The sequence below is a fragment of the Mycobacterium sp. RTGN4 genome, from assembly GCF_033804635.1.
Lineage (GTDB): Bacteria > Actinomycetota > Actinomycetes > Mycobacteriales > Mycobacteriaceae > Mycobacterium.
Map to the genome: position 1 here is coordinate 595510 of NZ_JAPZLB010000001.1, position 18314 is coordinate 613823.

An 18314-nucleotide genomic window follows, 5' to 3' on the forward strand; every position below is an offset into this window, starting at 1 on the left:
CCCGCCGACGTGGTGTCGCGCATCTGATTTATCACTGCTGCGCGTGCCACCATTCATCGGAGAGCTCGCCGCGGGCCACCAAAACGGATGGCCCCCGCAGGAAGCTGCTGGCGTCGGTGATCGTGACGGTGACTTCCCCGCCGGGCACCCGGACCTTCAAGGTTCCGGTGGCCGCGCCCTGATGCTGCAGGGCGGCGACGGCAGCGGCGACGGTTCCGGTTCCGCACGAGCGGGTCTCGCCGACTCCGCGTTCATGTACGCGCATGGTCACCGCGCCGTCAGCCAGCGCAGTCAGCACCTCGACGTTGACGCCGTCGGGGAACTGCCCTCCGTCGAATTGCACCGGCGCGGCGACGTCCAGGCGGGCGAGCGCATCATCGGTCAGCGTCTCGTCGACGCACGCGAGGTGAGGGTTTCCGACGTCGACGGCCAGGCCGGTGAACTGACGCCCACCCACGACCGCTGAGCCGGTGCCGCTCTGGTTGGTCTTGCCCATTTCGACGGTGACGTCGGCGGTGAGTGCGTCGGCGCTGTGCAGCACGACCGGACGCGGCCCTGCGAGCGAACCGACGACGAACTCGTCGCGCCGCTCCAGCCCGCTGGCCCGCAAATAGTGCGCGAACACCCGCACGCCGTTGCCGCACATCTGGGCGATTGACCCGTCCGCATTGCGGTAGTCCATGTACCAGTCGCCCGGTTGCACGCCCTCGGGGATGCGGTCGAACACCCCTGCGGTCAACGCGCCCTGGGCCGTCGTCACTCGAAGGACGCCATCGGCCCCCAGCCCGCGCCGCCTGTCGCACAGCGCTGACACCGCGGCGGGCGTCAGCGCCAGCCGGGCGTCGAGGTCGGGCAGCAGCACGAAGTCGTTCTGGGTGCCGTGCCCCTTGGCGAACATCACCTGTTCAGAATACGTGCTGCCACATGCGGAGGGCCCGCTCCACGTTCCCCGGCTCCGAACCGTCGAGCCAGTTGATCCGGTGATCGCGACGAAACCACGACCGCTGCCTGCGCACGTAGCGCCGGGTTCCGATGAACGTGCGCTCCTGTGCTTGGGCCATCGCAGCTCCCGTATCGAGCGCGGCGAGCACTTGCGCGTACCCCAGCGCCCTGGACGCGGTGACGCCCTCGCGCAGCCCGCGGGCGCACAGCGCGACGACCTCTTCGACGAGCCCGGCGCCGAACATCCCCTCGGTGCGCAGGGCTAGCCGCTCGTCAAGAAGTGCTGTATCCCAATCCAATCCGATGATGACGGCGTCCCATCTGGGCGCACCGATCGTCGGCGCGCTCGCGGCAAACGGCTGGCCGGTCAGCTCGACGACCTCGAGTGCGCGCACGATCCGACGTCCGTCGGTCGGCAGGATGGACGCCGCAGCGGCCGCGTCGACCCCGGCAAGCTCGGCGTGCAGCGCGGCCACCCCCACCTCGGCCAGCCGAGCCTCCCACCTCGCGCGCACGTCCGGATCGGTGGCCGGAAACGCCCAGTCGTCGAGCAGCGACTGCAGGTACAGCATCGATCCGCCGACGATCACCGGCACCGCTCCCCGCGCCGCGATGGCCTCGACGTCAGCCGCAGCGGCCTGTTGGTACCTGCCGACCGTCGCGCTCTGGGTGACTTCCAGCACGTCAAGCTGATGATGCGGGATGCCACGGCGGTGCTCGGGTGCCAACTTGGCAGTACCGATGTCCATGCCGCGGTACAGCTGCATGGCGTCGGCGTTGACGATCTCACCGCCGACCCTTTCGGCGACGTCCAGCGCGAGCGCGCTCTTTCCGGTGCCGGTCGGGCCGACGACGGCGATGGGCCTCACGACGTCGGTTCCCAGACCCCGACGAAGTAGCCCACCCCGTACGGCGCCCCCCGGAACAGTTCGCGGGCTTCGTACGGCGCGGCCAGACCCGCCAACACCTGGTAGGCGACCCGTCCGCCGATGCCCGCAGGCAATTCGGTGAGTGCGCGCACGTCACCCGACCCGAGTGCGTCGTCGAGCGCCGTCTGGACGGCAGCAGAATCCGGGTCGTAGCCGCCCGGTGCGGGTGGGGTCAGCGTGTTTGCACCGTCGGCGACGACCAAGACCCCGATGGCCTCGGCGGCCCCTTCGATTTCGGCGCGCAAGGCCCGGCCGCGAGCGAGTGCGACGTCCACGCCCAGTGCTTCGGAGTAGACCCGCACCTCGGCCCGGGCGCCTGGGCCGACTTGTCCGCGCACCCACCCGGTGATCAAGGCGCACAAGGGAAGTCGTCTCGCATCGGCAAGCTCGCCCTCGGCAAGGCCGACGCGGACGTCGACGCCGTAGCCACCGAACGTGCCCACTGCGTCGGATCCGATGACCTCGTCGGTCGAGCCGACGCCGACGGCGATCCACCGAGCTGGCAATTCCCGCGCGGCCGCGAAGACCGCAGCGCGCAGTTCCGACAACTCCGCGGCGGCCCCAGACGCGAGCTCGGGCACCAATACGGGCGCAGATGGGATCAGGGCGATGGCAGTCAGCACGGGATCACGCTAGCCAGCGCCTGTTCGGACGGGGTTGGCTGCGCCGCTCCGTCAGCGACAATTAGGCAGCTGACACCGGAAAAGGCCTGGTGGCGGACGGGTCCATCGGCGATGTCCGCCTCGTCCATCGCTGACCTCCCAGCCGTCCGTCGACCAAGCCTAGGCAGCCGGTAGTGCGAAGGCGTGGGCACGCCGCCGGGTGACCTGTTTCAATAACGGGCTAGAACACAGCTATTTCGGCGCCGCGTCGCGCGGCAGATGCGTGGGTCACCACGCGGAGGGCAAGAGGATGACGGATATGACGACCAGTGATTCAGGCGGATCACCCAAACCCACCCCCCGACCTGGACCGCCGCGTCCCGTCCCACGGCCTAGCGGATCCCCGCACCCCGTGGTCGCGCCGCCCGCCGACCCCCACCGGTTCGGCCGCGTCGACCCGGACGGCACGGTCTGGCTGATCACGGCGGCAGGCGAACGGACCGTCGGGTCGTGGCAGGCCGGAGACCCAGAGGCCGCGTGGGCGCACTTCGGGCGCCGCTATGAAGACCTGCACACCGAGGTCTCACTCATGGAGGGCCGACTGGCCTCCGGGACGGGCGACGCCCGCAAGATCAAGTCCGCCGCCACTGCGCTCGCAGAAACCCTTCCGACCGCAGCCGTGCTCGGCGACGTCGACGCACTGGCCGCCCGACTGAGCGCAATCATCGACAAGGCCGATACCGCCGCGCAGGCCGAGCGCGAACGCCGCGACGAGCACCGGACGACCCAGACCGCGCGGAAAAATGAGTTGGCCGTCGAAGCGGAGGACATCGCCGCCAAGTCGACGCAATGGAAGTCCGCGGGTGATCGGCTGCGCGAGATCCTCGACGAATGGCGCACGATCACCGGACTGGACCGCAAGACCGACGATGCGCTGTGGAAGCGGTATTCGGCGGCCCGCGAGACGTTCAACCGAAGGCGTGGTTCGCACTTCGCGGAGCTCGACCGCGAACGGGTCGGCGTCCGCCAGGCCAAGGAGGCGTTGTGCGAACGCGCGGAGGCACTCTCCGACTCCACGGACTGGGGGCCGACGGCGGCGGCGTTCCGCGACCTGCTGACCGAATGGAAGACCGTAGGCCGCGCGGCAAAGGATCTCGACGACGCCCTCTGGGCACGATTCAAGGCCGCACAGGACAAGTTCTTCGCTGCCCGCAACTCGATCAACGCCGAGCGGGATGCTGAGTTCGGCGCGAACGCCACAGCCAAGGAAGCGCTCCTGGTTGAGGCGGAGGCCATCGACTTCACCGACGCCGACGCCGCGCGAACCGCATTCCGCGCGATCGGCAACAAGTGGGATGCCATCGGCAAGGTCCCGCGCGAGCGGACCGCCGAACTCGACCGGCGCCTGCGAACGGTTGAGAAGAAGGTGCGCGACGCGGCGTCGACCGGATGGTCGGACCCGGAGGCTCAGGCCAGGGCAGACCAATTCCGGGAGCGCGCCGAGCAGTACGAGCGACAGGCTGAGAAAGCCGAGGCGGCCGGGCGCACCAAGGATGCCGAGGCAGCACGCGCCAACGCCACACAGTGGCGGGAGTGGGCCGAGGCGGCCGTCGGGGCGTTGGGCAAGAAGCGCTAAGAGGCGTCTGGGTTGTCGAGGGGGCCGTCGAGCAGCCCCTTGCGCTGCCGTTCGGCGACCGCCTTGCGACGCTCTTCCTCGGCAGCCAACTGCACCGCGGTGCGCGACCACACCACGCGTGCCCAGTGGAACGTCAGCAGGATGACCGCGATCCAGCAGATGATCAGCCCAATGCCGGGTCCGGGATGCGGCTGTGCCACCGTCTGGCGCGACCACACCGCCAGCATGCCGATAGGACACGCCACCGCCGAGCCGGCCAGCGCGATCCAGGCCAGCCCCCAGCGCCGCGTCAGCAGGGCGAGCATCGAGAACCCGACGCAGAACACCAGCACCAGCCACATGAAGACGCGCGAAGGCAGGGCGATGGCCTCTCGAAGCGCCGCGTCGTTGCCGACTAGGACGTCGAAGCCCTTGGCGCTGCCGGTGTGCGGCAGCAGGAACGTCGCCAGAATCACGAAGATCAGGATCGCCACGACCAGAGCCCTTGCGCCCGGATCGATTTCGCGCGCCATTCGTTGCTCTACGGCTTCGATGTCGCCCTTGAACTCGTCGAACCCTGCGTCGCCCCGGCCTTCGTCACCGGTCACTCGCAGCATCCCTTCGTGGGTGGTTGGGCCTTCGTCACGCCGAGTCCCGGTAGGCCGAGGCCCACGGTCTTCACCTGCCTGCCCGATTCGTGTGCGTCCCCTGCCCGGGTGCGTCGATGGTCCAGCAGGTCGGAGTCTGCGATCAGATGGTGCGGGGCGGCGCCGGTCACCACCGTGCTGACGATGTCGCCAGGGCGCACGTCGCGCCCACCCGGAGCGAAGTGCACTAGTCGGCCATCGCGGGCCCGGCCCGACATCCGAGCGGTGGCCGCGTCCTTGCGACCCTCACCGGTGGCGACCAGAAGTTCGACCGTAGTGCCGACCTGCGCGAGATTCTCTTCCCACGCGATGCGCTCCTGCAGGTCGATCAGGCGCTGATAGCGTTCCTGTACAACGGCTTTCGGGATCTGGTCGGGCAACTCCGCGGCCGGGGTGCCGGGGCGCTTCGAGTACTGGAAGGTGAAGGCGTTGGCGAACCTCGCGCGTTCGACCACGTCGAGGGTGGCCTGGAAGTCCGCTTCGGTCTCGCCGGGGAAGCCCACGATGAGGTCGGTGGTGATCGCCGCGTGCGGGATCGCGGCGCGCACCCGGTCGATGATGCCGAGGTAGCGCTCGGCCCGGTACGACCGGCGCATGGCCTTGAGAATGCGATCGGAACCCGACTGCAGGGGCATGTGCAGCGTCGGGCAGACGTTCGGCGTCGCGGCCATGGCCTCGATCACGTCGTCGGTGAATTCAGCGGGGTGCGGTGACGTGAACCGCACGCGCTCAAGTCCTTCGATGCCTCCGCACGCCCGCAGCAACGCCGCGAAAGCGCCGCGGTCATTGGGCAGCTCGGACCACATCGTCGGGTCCTCGCGCAACCGCTCGTCGGTAGCGAACGAAACGCCGTACGCGTTGACGTTCTGGCCGAGCAGCGTCACCTCGAGCACGCCCTGATCGACCAACGACGTCACCTCGGCCAGGATGTCGCCGGGCCGGCGGTCGACCTCCTTGCCGCGCAGCGCGGGCACAATGCAGAACGTGCACGTGTTGTTGCAGCCCACGGAGATGGAAACCCAAGCTGCGTAAGCAGATTCGCGCGTCGTCGGCAGAGCGGACGGAAACTCCTGCAACGCCTCGACGATTTCGACCTGCGCCTCGTTGTTGTGCCGGGCACGCTCGAGTAGCACCGGCAACGAGCCGATGTTGTGCGTGCCGAACACGACGTCGACCCACGGAGCCTTTCGCAGCACCGAGTCGCGGTCCTTCTGCGCGAGGCAGCCGCCGACGGCGATCTGCATGTTCGGATCGGACTGCTTGCGGGGAGCCAGGTGGCTGAGGTTTCCGTAGAGCTTGTTGTCCGCGTTCTCGCGCACCGCGCAGGTGTTGAAGACCACCACGTCGGCGTCCGTACCGTCGGCGGCGCGCTCATACCCGGCGGCATCCAACAATCCGGCCAGGCGTTCGGAGTCGTGCACATTCATCTGGCAGCCGTACGTACGGACCTGGTAGGTACGCGCGCGCTCACCGGCAGTCACCGGTGCGTCGTTCACCACCATCGAAGTCACCGCCCAATGGTACGGCGGCGCTCTGGGAGACCAAACTCGCCGGATTCCCGAGACTCCGGCGAGCTTCGCATTACCTGGGTAGTGTCTGAACGCATGGTGACTGACGAGTCGGCGTCCACCGCGAGCGAACCCACGTCGACCAGCCAGCCGATGATCTCAATGACGGCTGTCAACAAGCACTTCGGCGACCTGCACGTGCTGAAGGACATCAACCTCGACGTCGACCGCGGGCAGGTCGTGGTGGTGCTGGGGCCGTCCGGTTCTGGCAAGTCCACGTTGTGCCGCACGATCAATCGGCTCGAACCGATTGACTCGGGCACCATCTCGATCGACGGCGAGGTGCTTCCGTCGGAAGGCAAGAAGCTCGCGCAGTTGCGGTCGGACGTCGGGATGGTGTTCCAGTCGTTCAACCTGTTCGCGCACAAGACGATTCTTCAGAACGTCACGCTCGCGCCCATGAAGGTGCGCAGGCAATCGAAGGACCAGGCCCGCGAGAAGGCGATGAAGCTGCTCGAGCGGGTCGGCATCGCCAACCAGGCCGACAAGTATCCGGCCCAGCTCTCCGGCGGCCAGCAGCAGCGCGTAGCCATCGCGCGATCGCTGGCGATGAACCCCAAGGTGATGCTCTTCGACGAGCCCACCAGCGCCCTCGATCCCGAGATGATCAACGAGGTGCTCGCCGTCATGACGTCGCTGGCCGAAGAGGGCATGACGATGGTCGTGGTCACCCACGAGATGGGCTTCGCCAGGCGCGCGTCGCAACGCATCATCTTCATGGCCGACGGTTCGGTCGTCGAAGACGCCGCTCCAGAAGAGTTTTTCACCAATCCGAGATCAGATCGCGCCAAGGACTTCCTCGGCAAGATCCTCAACCACTAGTCCACCGGCGAAGGGAAATACAGAGATGCCGTTCTTGCGAATTCGGGTAGCTGCCGCCATTGCGCTTGCCGCCGCCCTACCGTTTAGTGCCGTCGCCTGTGGCGGCAGCGGTTCAGACGACGGAAAGATCGTCATCGGCACCAAGTTCGACCAGCCAGGCCTCGGCCAGAAGAATCCAGACGGCACGCTGAGCGGCTTCGATGTCGACGTCGCCACCTACGTCGCCAAGGAACTCGGATACGCGCCGGACAAGATCGAGTGGAAGGAATCACCGTCCGCGCAACGCGAGACGCTGATCCAGAACGATCAGGTCAAGTTCATCGCGGCGACGTACTCCATCACCGACGCGCGCAAGGAGAAGGTGTCATTCGCCGGGCCCTACCTCATCACCGGCCAGAGCCTGTTGGTGAAGGCGGACAACACCGACATCACCGGCCCCGAGTCGCTGCAGAACAACAAGAAGCTTTGCTCCGTTTCCGGCTCTACCCCGGCGCAGCGCATCAAGGACAAGTATCCCGGGGTGCAGTTGCAGCAGTACGACACCTACTCGGCCTGCGTGGAGGCGCTGAAGAACGGTGCCATCGACGCCGTCACCACCGATGAGGTGATCCTCGCCGGGTATGCCGCGCAGAGCCCTGGCACCTTCAAGATCGTCGGCAAGCCCTTCTCGGAGGAAAAGTACGGCATCGGCCTGAAGAAGGGCGACACCGAACTGCAGACCAAGATCAACGACGCCATCACGAAGATGGAGCAGGACGGCGCCTGGAAGGCCGCCTTCGAGAAGAATCTCGGACCGGCAGGCATCGCTACCCCGACGCCGCCGTCCGTGGAGAAGTAGCCCGTCCGACAACCAGTAGCGACTGAGAGGGAGCCGGCGGAGTCCACGTGGAGATCTTCACCGAGTATCGCGGCCAGATCCTAGAGGCGTTCTGGACCACGATTCAGTTGACGGTGTACTCAGCCGTCGGGGCACTCATCCTCGGCACGGTGCTGGCCGCGATGCGGCTGTCACCCGTGCCGACGCTCAACTGGCTCGGCACCACGTACGTCAACGTGGTGCGCAACACTCCGTTGACGCTGATCATCCTGTTCTGTTCGTTCGGCCTATCCCAGACGCTCGGCATCACGCTCGTCGACGCGAAGTCGACGACCTCCATCGAGGACTCCAACTTCCGGTTGGCCGTACTCGGTCTGACGGTCTACACCGCGTCCTTCGTCTGCGAGACCATCCGGTCGGGTGTCAACACCGTCCCGCTCGGGCAGGCTGAGGCGGCGCGTTCACTGGGGCTGACGTTTGGGCAAAACTTGCGAATGATACTGCTGCCCCAGGCCTTTCGGTCCGTCGTCATTCCGCTGGGCTCGGTACTCATCGCACTCACGAAGAACACCACCATCGCCTCGGCCATCGGCGTGGCCGAGGCGGCGCTGTTGATGAAGGGGATGATCGAGAACACCGCCGCGCTGATCTCGGTCGGCACCATCTTCGCCTTGGGCTTCATCGTCCTCACGCTGCCCGTCGGGTTGTTGTTCGGATGGCTCGGGAAGCGACTGGCGGTGGCGCGGTGAGTGGCGCATCGGTGCTCTTCGACGCACCCGGTCCACGCGCCCGCGTGCGCAATCGGCTCATCACCGTGATCACCAACGCGCTGGTGCTCGCGGCAGCGTGGGTGATCTACTCGCGACTCGAGAGCAAGGGCCAGCTGACGGCCGCCAAGTGGGAGCCCTTCGTCACGGGCAACCTCTGGAAGACCTACATCTTGCCCGGTGTTCAGGGCACGTTGACGGCCGCCGCGGTGTCGATCGTGCTGGCGCTCGCGCTCGGCTTCGTGTTGGGCGTCGGCCGACTGTCTAGTCACAGCGGGGTGCGGTGGACGTGCTCGGTGATCGTCGAGTTCTTCCGCGCAGTTCCGGTGCTGATCATGATGATCTTCGCGTACTTCCTGTTTGCGAACTACGACGTCTTCCCCTCCAAACACCTTGCGCTGGCTGGTGTCATCACGGGCCTGACGCTGTACAACGGGGCGGTCATTGCCGAGATCGTCCGTGCGGGTGTGAACGCCCTACCCCGCGGACAGGCCGAGGCCGCCGAGGCACTCGGGATGCGCTGGGGCCAGACCATGCGGGCGATCCTGCTCCCCCAGGCCATCACGTCGATGTTGCCGGTGCTGGTCTCTCAGATGGTGGTGGTGCTCAAGGACACTGCCATCGGTTACCAGATCACGTTCCTGGAGATGGTGCGGCAAGGCACGCAGGTCGGATCGGCCTACGGCAACTACGTTCCCGCCCTGATCGTCATCGCACTCTTGATGATCACCGTGAACTTCACGCTGTCCTACTTCGCCACGTGGCTTGAGGGCCGGATGCGACGCTCGAGCAAGGGTCCGGAACCGATGCACATCGCACCCGTGACGCAGGGCGCGTTCGGCGCAGGCGCCGGCGGCACGATTTAGCTCGACGCCTACACCCGCCTGCGTTCCCGCTCGCCGGCCAACGCCACCTTGACCACGTCGAACGCCATCGACTGGCCGTAGCCGCGGCGGGCCAGCATGGCGACCAGCCGCCGGGCAACCTTGGTGTCGTCGGTGTCGTCGGCTAGCCGCTCGCGGCGTAGCTTGTCGGCGACGAGCTGCTCGGCCCTGGTGCGCTCGGCACCTGCGTCGATGTCGGCCAGCGCGTCGGCGATCACTTCGTCGTCAAGGCCCTTGGTTCGCAATTCGGAAGCCAAGGCGCGCTTGCCCTTTCCGGCGTTGGCGTGGCGTGAGCGCACCCACTGTTCGGCGAAGTCCTGGTCGTCGACCAAGCCGACGTCGGCTAGCCGGTCGAGCACCCGATCGGCGACGCCGTCGGGATATCCGCGCTTGACCAGCTGGCCGGCTAGCTCCGCCCTCGTGCGTGCCCGTGCGGTGAGCAGGCGCAGGCACAGTGCCCGCGCCTGCTCCTCCTGCGACTCAGAAGTCGACTGGGGCGGGCAGGGGTTCGACATTGCTGACGTCGTCGGTCAACACGGCACCGATGCCGAGCTTCTCCTTGATCTTCTTCTCGATCTCGTCGGCCGTCTCGGGGTTCTCGATCAGGAAGTTGCGGGCGTTCTCCTTGCCCTGACCCAACTGCTCACCCTCGTAGGTGAACCAGGAGCCGGACTTGCGGACGAAGCCGTGCTCGACACCCATGTCGATGAGCGAGCCCTCCTTGGAGATGCCCCGGCCGTAGAGGATGTCGAATTCGGCCTGCTTGAACGGCGGTGCCATCTTGTTCTTGACGACCTTGCAGCGGGTACGGTTGCCGACCGCATCGGTGCCGTCCTTGAGCGTCTCGATGCGCCGCACGTCCAGGCGAATGGAGGCGTAGAACTTCAAAGCCTTTCCGCCCGTTGTCGTTTCGGGTGAATTGTGCACCATGACACCGTCGACGAAGTAATTATGATTGCCTTCCACTTCGATGTCGAAGCGATTCATCGAACGCGTATGCGGCTTGACGTGCACGTCCAGAACTCGCGCTGGCACCAAGTGTTGAGCGGGCTCGACGAACTGCGGCGTCACCGATCCCTGACCACGGAACCGCTGCAGCAGCTTGTATTCCATCGACGGAGCCATGTATGGCGCAACCAGTTCCTGGAACTTCGCGGTGGCGGCGGTGGAGAACACCAGCACCTCCTTGCCTGCCGCTCCTGCCGAGCGCAGTCGAACATCCAGACCGTGGGTGTCACGCAAGTAGTCACGCAGACGCACCCGAGATCCGTCGCTCATCGCCTCAACGCAGATCTCGATGCGACCACTGCCGCCGGCAGTCCGCTGCTGCACTCCTTTGGAACGGACGGTGAACGAACCATCGTCCATGTACCAAACGGCTAGCGCCAATGGGGTGAGCGCCTTGAGGTACTCCTCCGACAGGAACTTCTTGCCGTCGCCTAGATACATCGCACGCTGCAATTCAGCCAGTTCTGGCAACGGGGTGAAGTCGACGAACCTTGCACCCTTGGCGTTTTCATGCGTCGAGTGCTTGATGTTGCCCAGCAGTTCGGTCTTCCACTCCAGATAGTCGACCTGTTTGGCCCCGTGCCCCAGTCGGAACCTAACCCCGTTGCGGTCCCGCCGGTTGGGCGAGAGGTTTCCGTCTCCCATGAGCGATCCGAGCACGACCTGGAACTGCTGATCACTGAGGAGGTGCGGCTCAGCCGCGAGGACACGATCACCGGCAATGAGGTCACCCGCTTCCGTCCACCCCGAAGGCGTGCGAATGAGGTGGTTGGGCGTGGCGGCGAACTGGGACTTCCCATTGCCGCCAGACTTCTCGACCGTGAATTGCAGGAACTGCTCGGCCGGCCCGTTGTTGAACCAGTTCACTACCTTGCGCGGCACGATCTGGTCACTAACCGGGTCGTAAGACAGCACCTCGACGTCCATCTTGTTGTTGACTATCTTGCCGATCTTTTCCATCGAACCGTCGGCCAGCTGAACCCTGGTGCTGTAGTTGAAGCAGCCGAACATCACTCCGATTTTTTCGCGAAGCTGGTTGATGAAGATCGCAGTGGTATTCGAGTTGCTCAGCGCGCCAGTGATCTTGCGTAGCGCCTGGCTCATCAGCCGGGCCTGCAGACCGACGTGACTGTCACCCATCTCGCCCTCGATCTCAGCCCGCGGTACCAGCGCGGCGACCGAGTCGATCACGAGGATGTCCAGCGCGCCGGACCGGATCAACATGTCGGCGATCTCGAGGGCCTGCTCACCGGTGTCCGGCTGAGAGACCAACAGCGAATCGGTGTCCACACCCAGCTTCTTGGCGTAGTCGGGATCCAGCGCGTGCTCGGCGTCGATGAAGGCCGCGATGCCTCCTGCGGCCTGCGCATTGGCGACCGCATGCAGCGCGACGGTGGTCTTACCCGAGGACTCCGGGCCGTAGATCTCGACGACGCGGCCGCGCGGCAGGCCGCCGATGCCCAGTGCCACGTCAAGGGCAATGGAACCGGTCGGGATGACGGAGATCGGCTGACGCACCTCGTCGCCGAGCCGCATCACCGAACCCTTGCCGTGACTCTTTTCGATCTGGGCGAGGGCAAGTTCGAGGGCCTTCTCGCGATCTGGGGCTTGTGCCATGGTGTGGGTCTCCATCCCTGTCGTGATGTCCAGCTGTTCGGTTGATCGGTGTTCGATCAATTGGCCGTGACGCTAGGGGCTCCCACCGACAAGTGGGCCTGACCAGCGTTTCGCCGTCGAACATCACCCACAGTAGACGAACACCTGTTCGATTCAAGCTTGACACGCCGCGTGTCGCCCCGGACCACGACGTGTCGTGCATCGTCATGACGCACGGCTTCTTCTCCACCAGCGACGACGACCTGCGCGCCTGCGCCGAGGCGTTCCGCGGCTGCCGGATTCGTCGCCGCGTCGGCGAGGCCCGAACGCTGGACGCCTCGCCGAATCCGGACCTATGGTGGGGTGATCCAGCCCAAAGCGGGGCAGCATGCACGAGATGGCGTTGACGCAGAGTGTCGTCGAAGCGGTGTGCGAGCATGCCGCCGGTCGCCGTGTGCACAGCGTGAGGGTCGAGGTTGGCGCCTTGTGCGCCGTCGTCCCCGACGCGATGTCGTTCTGCTTCGAGATGGCAGTAGAGGGCACCGTTGCCGATGGGGCACGGCTGGACATCGACGTTCGTCCCGGCGCGGCCCGGTGCCGCAGCTGTGATGCGCACTTCGAGTTGACCGACCCAATCCTGTTGTGCCCCTGCGGCAGTGCCGACGTCGAGGTGTTAACCGGCAGGGACTTGACGATCCTTTCGATGGAAGTGAGCTGATATGTGTACTACCTGCGGCTGTGGCGACGACGGTGCGGTCATCACACTGGCCGGCCATGCACACCCGCACGGCCACTCCCACGATCACGACCATCCGCACAGTCACGAGAAACCACGCACCGAGACCATCGCCCTGGAACAGAAGGTGCTCGCGAAGAACGACATGCTGGCCGAACAGAACCGGCACTGGCTAGCAGATCGCAGAATTCTCGCGTTCAACGTCACCAGCTCACCAGGCGCGGGAAAGACCACCCTGCTCGAGCACACCATCCGCCGACTTAGCGCGCAGCGCCGGGTTTCGGTGATCGAGGGCGATCAGGAGACGCTGCTCGACGCCGACCGGATCACCGCCGCGGGGGCACGGGCGGTTCAGGTCAACACAGGCGCAGGATGCCACCTGGACGCCGAGATGATCGAACGTGCGCTGCACACCCTCGAGCCCGACGACGACTCTTTGCTGTTCATCGAGAACGTGGGAAATCTGGTCTGCCCTGCGCTCTTCGATCTCGGCGAGCACAGCAAGGTAGTTGTCATCTCGGTGACCGAAGGGACCGACAAACCGTTGAAATATCCACACATGTTCGCCGCAGCGGGCCTGGTGCTGATCAACAAGATGGATCTACTGCCGTACGTCGACTTCGATGTCGAACTCTGTGCGCAACATGCCCGTTCGGTCAATCCAGAGGTCAGGGTGATAGCCGTTTCGGCTACCAAGGGAGATGGAATGGAGAACTGGTATCAGTGGATTGACGCGCACGCAGGTTAAGTGCAGCTGAGGGTTGCCTAGATGTGATTGACAACACACTTTTGCGCGAGTAAACCGAGAACCAGCGACGCGCAAGTGGGCCGAAGGGCGACTCCTGCGCCGTAGGGATCCCAGCCCGGTCCCGGGAAGCTGCAGCATGCTTACTGAAGCTGCCAAAAAAGCGGAAGAAACCCTGATCCACGTTCTGTGGATCAACGCCGGCCTGAGTTGTGACGGCGATTCCGTGGCATTGACAGGCGCCACCCAACCAAGCATCGAGGAGATCGCGCTCGGAGCGCTGCCCGGCTTGCCTCAAGTCGCGGTGCACTGGCCGTTGATCGACTTCGAGTGCGGACCGGCGGGCGGCGCAGATGACTTCCTCGAATGGTTCTTCAAAGCCGACCGCGGCGAATTGGAACCGTTCGTGTTGGTCGTCGAGGGGTCGATCCCCAACGAGAACCTGCACGAGGAGGGGTACTGGTGCGGATTCGGCAACGACCCCGCGACCAACCAGCCGATCACCACCAGTGAGTGGCTGGATCGGCTGGCACCGAAGGCCACCGCGATCGTCGCCGTCGGCACGTGCGCGACGTACGGCGGCATCCATGCGATGGCGGGCAATCCGACGGGCGCTATGGGCGTGCCGGACTACCTCGGCTGGGACTGGAAGAGCAAGGCGGGCATACCGATCGTGTGCGTGCCCGGCTGTCCCATCCAGGGCGACAACTTATCGGAGACCTTGACCTACCTGCTGTACATGGCCACCGGTCAGGCGCCGATGATTCCGCTCGATGAAGCGCTGCGACCGCAATGGCTGTTCGGCCACACCGTGCACGAAGGATGCGACCGGGCCGGCTACTACGAGCAAGGTGATTTCGCGACCGAGTACGGGTCGCCGAAATGCATTGTGAAGCTTGGGTGCTGGGGTCCTGTCGTCAAGTGCAACGTGCCGAAGCGAGGCTGGATCAACGGCGTCGGCGGTTGCCCGAACGTCGGTGGCATCTGCATCGGATGCACGATGCCTGGCTTCCCGGACAAGTTCATGCCTTTCATGGACGAGCCACCGGGCGGCAAGATCTCGACATCCGCCTCAGGCCTGTACGGATCGGTGATTCGCAATCTGCGCCACATCACCGGACGCACGCTCGACAAGGAACCGAAGTGGCGGCATTCAGGCCGGGAACTGACGACAGGAGCGAAGCGCACCTGGTAGGCGCACTTCGCACAGGAGGCAAGACTCAATGACAACCACCATTCCCGGACCTCAACACACCAAGAAGGACCCGAGCACGCTCGTTGACATGTCGTGGGATCCGATCACCCGGATCGTCGGCAGCCTCGGCATCTACACCAAGATCGACTTCGAGAATCGCGAAGTCGTGGAGTGCCACAGCACGTCGTCGATCTTCCGCGGCTACTCGATCTTCATGAAGGGCAAGGATCCACGCGACGCGCACTTCATCACGAGCCGCATCTGCGGGATCTGCGGCGACAACCACGCCACGTGCTCCTGCTACACGCAGAACATGGCCTACGGGGTCAAGCCGCCGAACCTCGGCGAGTGGATCGTCAACCTCGGCGAGGCCGCGGAATACATGTTCGACCACAACATCTTTCAGGAGAACCTGGTCGGGGTCGATTACTGCGAGAAGATGGTCTCCGAGACCAACCCGAGCGTGCTCGCCAAGGCCGAGAACTCCCTTGCCACGAACTCTGATGCGCACGGCTATCGCACCATCGCCGACATCATGCGCGCGCTGAACCCTTTCACGGGTGAGTTCTACCGGGAGGCGCTGGTCGTCAGCCGCTGGACGCGAGAGATGTTCTGCCTCATGGAGGGCAGGCACGTACATCCCTCGACGCTGTACCCGGGCGGGGTCGGCACTGTCGCCACCATTCAGCTGATGACCGACTACATCACCCGACTGATGCGCTATGTCGAGTTCATGAAGAAGGTCGTCCCGATGCACGACGATCTCTTCGACTTCTTTTACGAGGCCTTGCCCGGGTACGAGAAGGTCGGATTGCGACGGACACTGCTGGGTTGCTGGGGGTCGTTCCAGGATCCCGAGTACTGCAACTTCTCCTACAAGGACATGGAACTGTGGGGTAACAAGATGTTCGTCACACCCGGCGTGGTGGTCGACGGCAAGCTCGTCACCCATTCGCTGGTGGACATCAACCTCGGCATCCGAATTCTGTTGGGCAGCAGCTACTACGACGACTGGACCGACCAGGAGATGTTCGTCAAGAATGATCCGTTGGGCAACCCGGTCGACCGACGTCATCCGTGGAACCAACACACCAACCCCAAGCCGCAGAAGCGCGACATGGACGACAAGTACAGCTGGGTCATGTCGCCGCGCTGGTTCGACGGAAAGGACCATCTGGCGCTGGACACCGGTGGCGGTCCGCTGGCGCGACTGTGGAGTACGGCGCTGGCTGGCCTCGTCAACGCGGGTGGGTACGTGGTGTCCACCGGGCACAGCGTGCAGATCCACCTGCCCAAGACAGCGCTCAAGGGGCCTGTCTCCTTCGAATGGAAGATCCCGGAGCACGGCAGCAACACCATCGAACGCAACCGGGCCCGCACCTACTTCCAGGCCTACGCTGCGGCGTGTGCGCTGCACTTCGCAGAGCAGGCGCTGATTGAGATCCGGGCGGGCCGCACCAAGACGTGGGAGAAGTTCACCGTGCCTGACGAGGCCATCGGCTGCGGATTCACCGAAGCTGTACGCGGTGTGCTCAGCCACCACATGGTGATTCGGGACGGCAAGATCGCCAACTACCACCCGTATCCGCCCACCCCGTGGAATGCCAACCCGCGGGACAGCTACGGAACCCCGGGTCCGTACGAGGACGCCGTACAGGGTCAACCGATCTTCGAGGAGAACGACCGGGAGAACTTCAAGGGCATCGACATCATGCGGACGGTCCGAAGCTTCGACCCGTGCCTGCCATGCGGGGTTCACATGTACCTCGGCGAGGGCAAGACACTCGAGAAGCTGCACTCCCCAACCCAATCCGTCACCGGCGAGTAATACATGGCCTCGACTGGACAACACAGATCCGAGGCACTCGACGACGACCTGCGATGGCGTACTGCAGGCGATCGCATCCAGCTCCTGCTGGACGCTAGCGCGGGTAGTGGCACGGTGGTGCGCGAGCGCACCGAGCAATTGGCCGGTGAGCTGACGGACCTGTACGGCGCGGCGCTCGAGCGGATGGTGTCCATCGCCGCCCAGTTGGCTCCCGAATTGGTGGGCCAATTCGCCGCCGATGAACTCGTCGCCAGCCTCATGCTGGTGCACGGCCTGCACCCGCACGGGGTGGAGCGCCGGATCGAGGATGCGCTCAACAGCGTGCGGCCGTACCTGGGTTCGCATGGTGGTGACGTCACACTGCTCGAGGTGGCAGACGATGTGGTCCGCCTGCAGTTCGCGGGCAGCTGCAAGAGCTGCCCGTCGTCGGCGGTCACGCTCGAGTTCGCCGTCGAGGACGCCGTACGTGCCGCCGCACCGGAGATCACCACGATCGAAGTGGTAGCTGCAGAACAGGATTCGTCGTCCTCGGCGCTGATCTCGGCAGATGCCCTGATGAGCCGCATCCGCGCCAAGGACACCGCCTCCGCCGCCTGGTACCCCGTTCCCGACATTGGGGACCTTGGCCCCGGCGACGTCGGCGGATTCCTGGTCGCGGGGGTTCCGATCCTGGCGTGTCGGGTCGGCGACGACCTGTTCGTCTATCACGATCGATGCGGACGGTGCAACGACTCGATGGCGGGCGCGCTATTGCACCGCCCGATGGGCGCACCTATCGGCGAGGCCGTGCTGCGCTGCCCACGCTGCCACGCCCACTTCGACGCCGTGCACGCCGGCGCAGGCATGGACGAAACTGGCGAGCAGCCAGCACATCTCGACCCGATCCCGCTGCTGCTTCGCGACGGGGTGCTGTCCGTCGCGGTGCTGGCGGAGCCGACCGGGGTGATGTGATGGCAGGCTCAGGAGCGTATGACGTGCTGGCCCGGATCCGCGCCAACAAGCGGGCCGTCCAGCCGGTAGGCGAGCGCTGCGAGATGTGCGCCGAACAGATCGCCGACGAACATCAGCATGTCGTCAATGTCGCGGCGCGGCAACTGATGTGCACGTGCCGCGGCTGCTACCTGTTGTTCTCCGACTCACACGCGAAGCTGCGGTATCGGGCAGTGCCCGATCGCTACCTGACGTTCTCGGACTTCACCCTCGATCGTCGCGCGTGGGAAGCGCTGCAGATACCCGTCGGGTTGGCGTTCTTCTTCCACAACTCTGAAATGGACAAGACCGTCGCCTTCTACCCTGGTCCGGCCGGCGCCACCGAATCCGAATTGGACCTCGACGCCTGGAGCACCATCAGCGGCGCCGACACCCGGATAGGCATGCTCGCCGATGACGTCGAGGCGCTGCTCGTACGTGTGCCGGATCGCGACCACGCGGATCCCGAACTCAACGCCGCCGCAGAGTGCTACCTGGTGCCCATCGACGCCTGCTACGAGTTCGTGGGCAGACTCCGAATGTTGTGGCGGGGCTTCGACGGTGGCTACGAGGTGCGCGCGTTCGTCGATGAGTTCTTCGACCGGGTCAAAGCGCGGAGCAAGGTGGCCGCCACATGAACGGAG

Annotated in this window: 18 protein-coding genes; 11 read left to right on the plus strand and 7 right to left on the minus strand. The window is 65.2% G+C overall.

Going from position 1 to position 18314, the window contains the following annotated elements:
• Positions 1 to 31: 31 nt before the first annotated feature.
• The 3 genes from dapF to SLQ30_RS02900 are packed head-to-tail and all read right to left on the minus strand — an operon-like array spanning position 32 to position 2494.
• The gene (gene dapF, locus SLQ30_RS02890) at positions 32 to 901 is read right to left on the minus strand and encodes a diaminopimelate epimerase (protein WP_319445317.1); all 870 of its coding nucleotides are present in this window, start codon (positions 899 to 901) and stop codon (positions 32 to 34) included.
• 4 nt (positions 902 to 905) lie between these two features.
• A complete protein-coding gene (gene miaA, locus SLQ30_RS02895; RefSeq protein WP_319445318.1) occupies positions 906 to 1811 on the minus strand; it encodes a tRNA (adenosine(37)-N6)-dimethylallyltransferase MiaA in 906 nt (301 codons plus the stop codon).
• A complete protein-coding gene (locus SLQ30_RS02900) occupies positions 1808 to 2494 on the minus strand; it encodes a hypothetical protein (protein WP_319445319.1) in 687 nt (228 codons plus the stop codon). The genes miaA and SLQ30_RS02900 overlap by 4 nt, the downstream gene beginning before the upstream one ends.
• Positions 2495 to 2792: 298 nt before the next feature.
• Between SLQ30_RS02900 and SLQ30_RS02905 the strand changes: the two genes are divergently transcribed.
• Entirely contained in the window at positions 2793 to 4109 is a 1317-nt protein-coding gene (locus SLQ30_RS02905; protein ID WP_319445320.1) for a DUF349 domain-containing protein, read from the plus strand.
• On the opposite strand, the gene SLQ30_RS02910 is transcribed toward SLQ30_RS02905, so the two are convergent.
• Together SLQ30_RS02910 and miaB are read right to left on the minus strand one after the other, a co-directional pair.
• Positions 4106 to 4705, minus strand: a complete 600-nt coding sequence (locus tag SLQ30_RS02910; protein ID WP_413467899.1) for a hypothetical protein — start codon at positions 4703 to 4705, stop codon at positions 4106 to 4108. The two genes, SLQ30_RS02905 and SLQ30_RS02910, sit on opposite strands and share 4 nt — an antisense overlap.
• The gene (gene miaB / locus SLQ30_RS02915) at positions 4693 to 6237 is read right to left on the minus strand and encodes a tRNA (N6-isopentenyl adenosine(37)-C2)-methylthiotransferase MiaB (RefSeq protein WP_319445593.1); all 1545 of its coding nucleotides are present in this window, start codon (positions 6235 to 6237) and stop codon (positions 4693 to 4695) included. The genes SLQ30_RS02910 and miaB overlap by 13 nt, the downstream gene beginning before the upstream one ends.
• Positions 6238 to 6396: 159 nt before the next feature.
• Here miaB and SLQ30_RS02920 point away from each other — a divergent pair, with 159 nt between their 5' ends.
• From SLQ30_RS02920 to SLQ30_RS02935, 4 genes are read left to right on the plus strand one after another with little or no spacing between them, the layout of a single operon-like run.
• Complete coding sequence (locus SLQ30_RS02920) at positions 6397 to 7125, plus strand: amino acid ABC transporter ATP-binding protein (protein ID WP_319445594.1); 729 nt, start codon at positions 6397 to 6399, stop codon at positions 7123 to 7125.
• A 25-nt stretch (positions 7126 to 7150) separates the two neighbouring features.
• Positions 7151 to 7963, plus strand: coding sequence for a glutamate ABC transporter substrate-binding protein (locus SLQ30_RS02925; protein ID WP_319445321.1), 813 nt, complete (start codon positions 7151 to 7153; stop codon positions 7961 to 7963).
• 47 nt (positions 7964 to 8010) lie between these two features.
• Entirely contained in the window at positions 8011 to 8691 is a 681-nt protein-coding gene (locus SLQ30_RS02930) for an amino acid ABC transporter permease (RefSeq protein WP_319445322.1), read from the plus strand.
• On the plus strand, positions 8658 to 9575 hold the full coding sequence (locus tag SLQ30_RS02935; RefSeq protein WP_413467900.1) for an amino acid ABC transporter permease: 918 nt from the start codon (positions 8658 to 8660) through the stop codon (positions 9573 to 9575). The genes SLQ30_RS02930 and SLQ30_RS02935 overlap by 34 nt, the downstream gene beginning before the upstream one ends.
• Positions 9576 to 9583: 8 nt before the next feature.
• Here SLQ30_RS02935 and recX read toward each other — a convergent pair whose 3' ends face one another.
• Positions 9584 to 10108, minus strand: a complete 525-nt coding sequence (recX, locus tag SLQ30_RS02940; protein WP_319445324.1) for a recombination regulator RecX — start codon at positions 10106 to 10108, stop codon at positions 9584 to 9586.
• On the minus strand, positions 10074 to 12218 hold the full coding sequence (gene recA / locus SLQ30_RS02945; protein ID WP_319445325.1) for an intein-containing recombinase RecA: 2145 nt from the start codon (positions 12216 to 12218) through the stop codon (positions 10074 to 10076). The genes recX and recA overlap by 35 nt, the downstream gene beginning before the upstream one ends.
• Positions 12219 to 12585: 367 nt before the next feature.
• On the opposite strand from recA, the gene SLQ30_RS02950 reads away from it, so the two are divergent.
• The 6 genes from SLQ30_RS02950 to SLQ30_RS02975 all read left to right on the plus strand — a co-directional run bounded on the left by SLQ30_RS02950 (position 12586) and on the right by SLQ30_RS02975 (position 18308).
• On the plus strand, positions 12586 to 12915 hold the full coding sequence (locus tag SLQ30_RS02950) for a hydrogenase maturation nickel metallochaperone HypA (protein WP_319445326.1): 330 nt from the start codon (positions 12586 to 12588) through the stop codon (positions 12913 to 12915).
• A 1-nt stretch (position 12916) separates the two neighbouring features.
• Entirely contained in the window at positions 12917 to 13681 is a 765-nt protein-coding gene (hypB, locus tag SLQ30_RS02955; RefSeq protein ID WP_319445327.1) for a hydrogenase nickel incorporation protein HypB, read from the plus strand.
• A gap of 136 nt (positions 13682 to 13817) precedes the next feature.
• Positions 13818 to 14873 (plus strand): hydrogenase expression protein HypE, encoded by a 1056-nt coding sequence (locus tag SLQ30_RS02960; protein WP_319445328.1) that lies wholly within the window; start codon positions 13818 to 13820, stop codon positions 14871 to 14873.
• Between the two features lie 28 nt (positions 14874 to 14901).
• Positions 14902 to 16701, plus strand: a complete 1800-nt coding sequence (locus tag SLQ30_RS02965) for a nickel-dependent hydrogenase large subunit (RefSeq protein WP_319445329.1) — start codon at positions 14902 to 14904, stop codon at positions 16699 to 16701.
• Between the two features lie 3 nt (positions 16702 to 16704).
• Positions 16705 to 17652: a NifU family protein gene (locus SLQ30_RS02970; protein ID WP_319445330.1), complete on the plus strand. Its 948-nt coding sequence runs from the start codon at positions 16705 to 16707 to the stop codon at positions 17650 to 17652.
• The gene (locus tag SLQ30_RS02975; RefSeq protein ID WP_319445331.1) at positions 17652 to 18308 is read left to right on the plus strand and encodes a DUF5947 family protein; all 657 of its coding nucleotides are present in this window, start codon (positions 17652 to 17654) and stop codon (positions 18306 to 18308) included. The genes SLQ30_RS02970 and SLQ30_RS02975 overlap by 1 nt, the downstream gene beginning before the upstream one ends.
• Positions 18309 to 18314 lie beyond the last annotated feature (6 nt).

Bases quoted from the DNA above. Each gene is read 5' to 3' on its own strand.
- SLQ30_RS02905 (WP_319445320.1), top strand. From the start codon at position 2,793: ATGACGACCAGTGATTCAGGCGGATCACCCAAACCCACCCCCCGACCT.
- SLQ30_RS02910 (WP_413467899.1), bottom strand. From the start codon at position 4,705: ATGCTGCGAGTGACCGGTGACGAAGGCCGGGGCGACGCAGGGTTCGAC.
- miaB (WP_319445593.1), bottom strand. From the start codon at position 6,237: ATGGTGGTGAACGACGCACCGGTGACTGCCGGTGAGCGCGCGCGTACC.
- SLQ30_RS02920 (WP_319445594.1), top strand. From the start codon at position 6,397: ATGATCTCAATGACGGCTGTCAACAAGCACTTCGGCGACCTGCACGTG.
- SLQ30_RS02925 (WP_319445321.1), top strand. From the start codon at position 7,151: ATGCCGTTCTTGCGAATTCGGGTAGCTGCCGCCATTGCGCTTGCCGCC.
- SLQ30_RS02935 (WP_413467900.1), top strand. From the start codon at position 8,658: ATGGCTCGGGAAGCGACTGGCGGTGGCGCGGTGAGTGGCGCATCGGTG.
- recX (WP_319445324.1), bottom strand. From the start codon at position 10,108: ATGTCGAACCCCTGCCCGCCCCAGTCGACTTCTGAGTCGCAGGAGGAG.
- recA (WP_319445325.1), bottom strand. From the start codon at position 12,218: ATGGCACAAGCCCCAGATCGCGAGAAGGCCCTCGAACTTGCCCTCGCC.
- SLQ30_RS02950 (WP_319445326.1), top strand. From the start codon at position 12,586: ATGCACGAGATGGCGTTGACGCAGAGTGTCGTCGAAGCGGTGTGCGAG.
- hypB (WP_319445327.1), top strand. From the start codon at position 12,917: ATGTGTACTACCTGCGGCTGTGGCGACGACGGTGCGGTCATCACACTG.
- SLQ30_RS02960 (WP_319445328.1), top strand. From the start codon at position 13,818: ATGCTTACTGAAGCTGCCAAAAAAGCGGAAGAAACCCTGATCCACGTT.
- SLQ30_RS02965 (WP_319445329.1), top strand. From the start codon at position 14,902: ATGACAACCACCATTCCCGGACCTCAACACACCAAGAAGGACCCGAGC.
- SLQ30_RS02970 (WP_319445330.1), top strand. From the start codon at position 16,705: ATGGCCTCGACTGGACAACACAGATCCGAGGCACTCGACGACGACCTG.
- SLQ30_RS02975 (WP_319445331.1), top strand. From the start codon at position 17,652: ATGGCAGGCTCAGGAGCGTATGACGTGCTGGCCCGGATCCGCGCCAAC.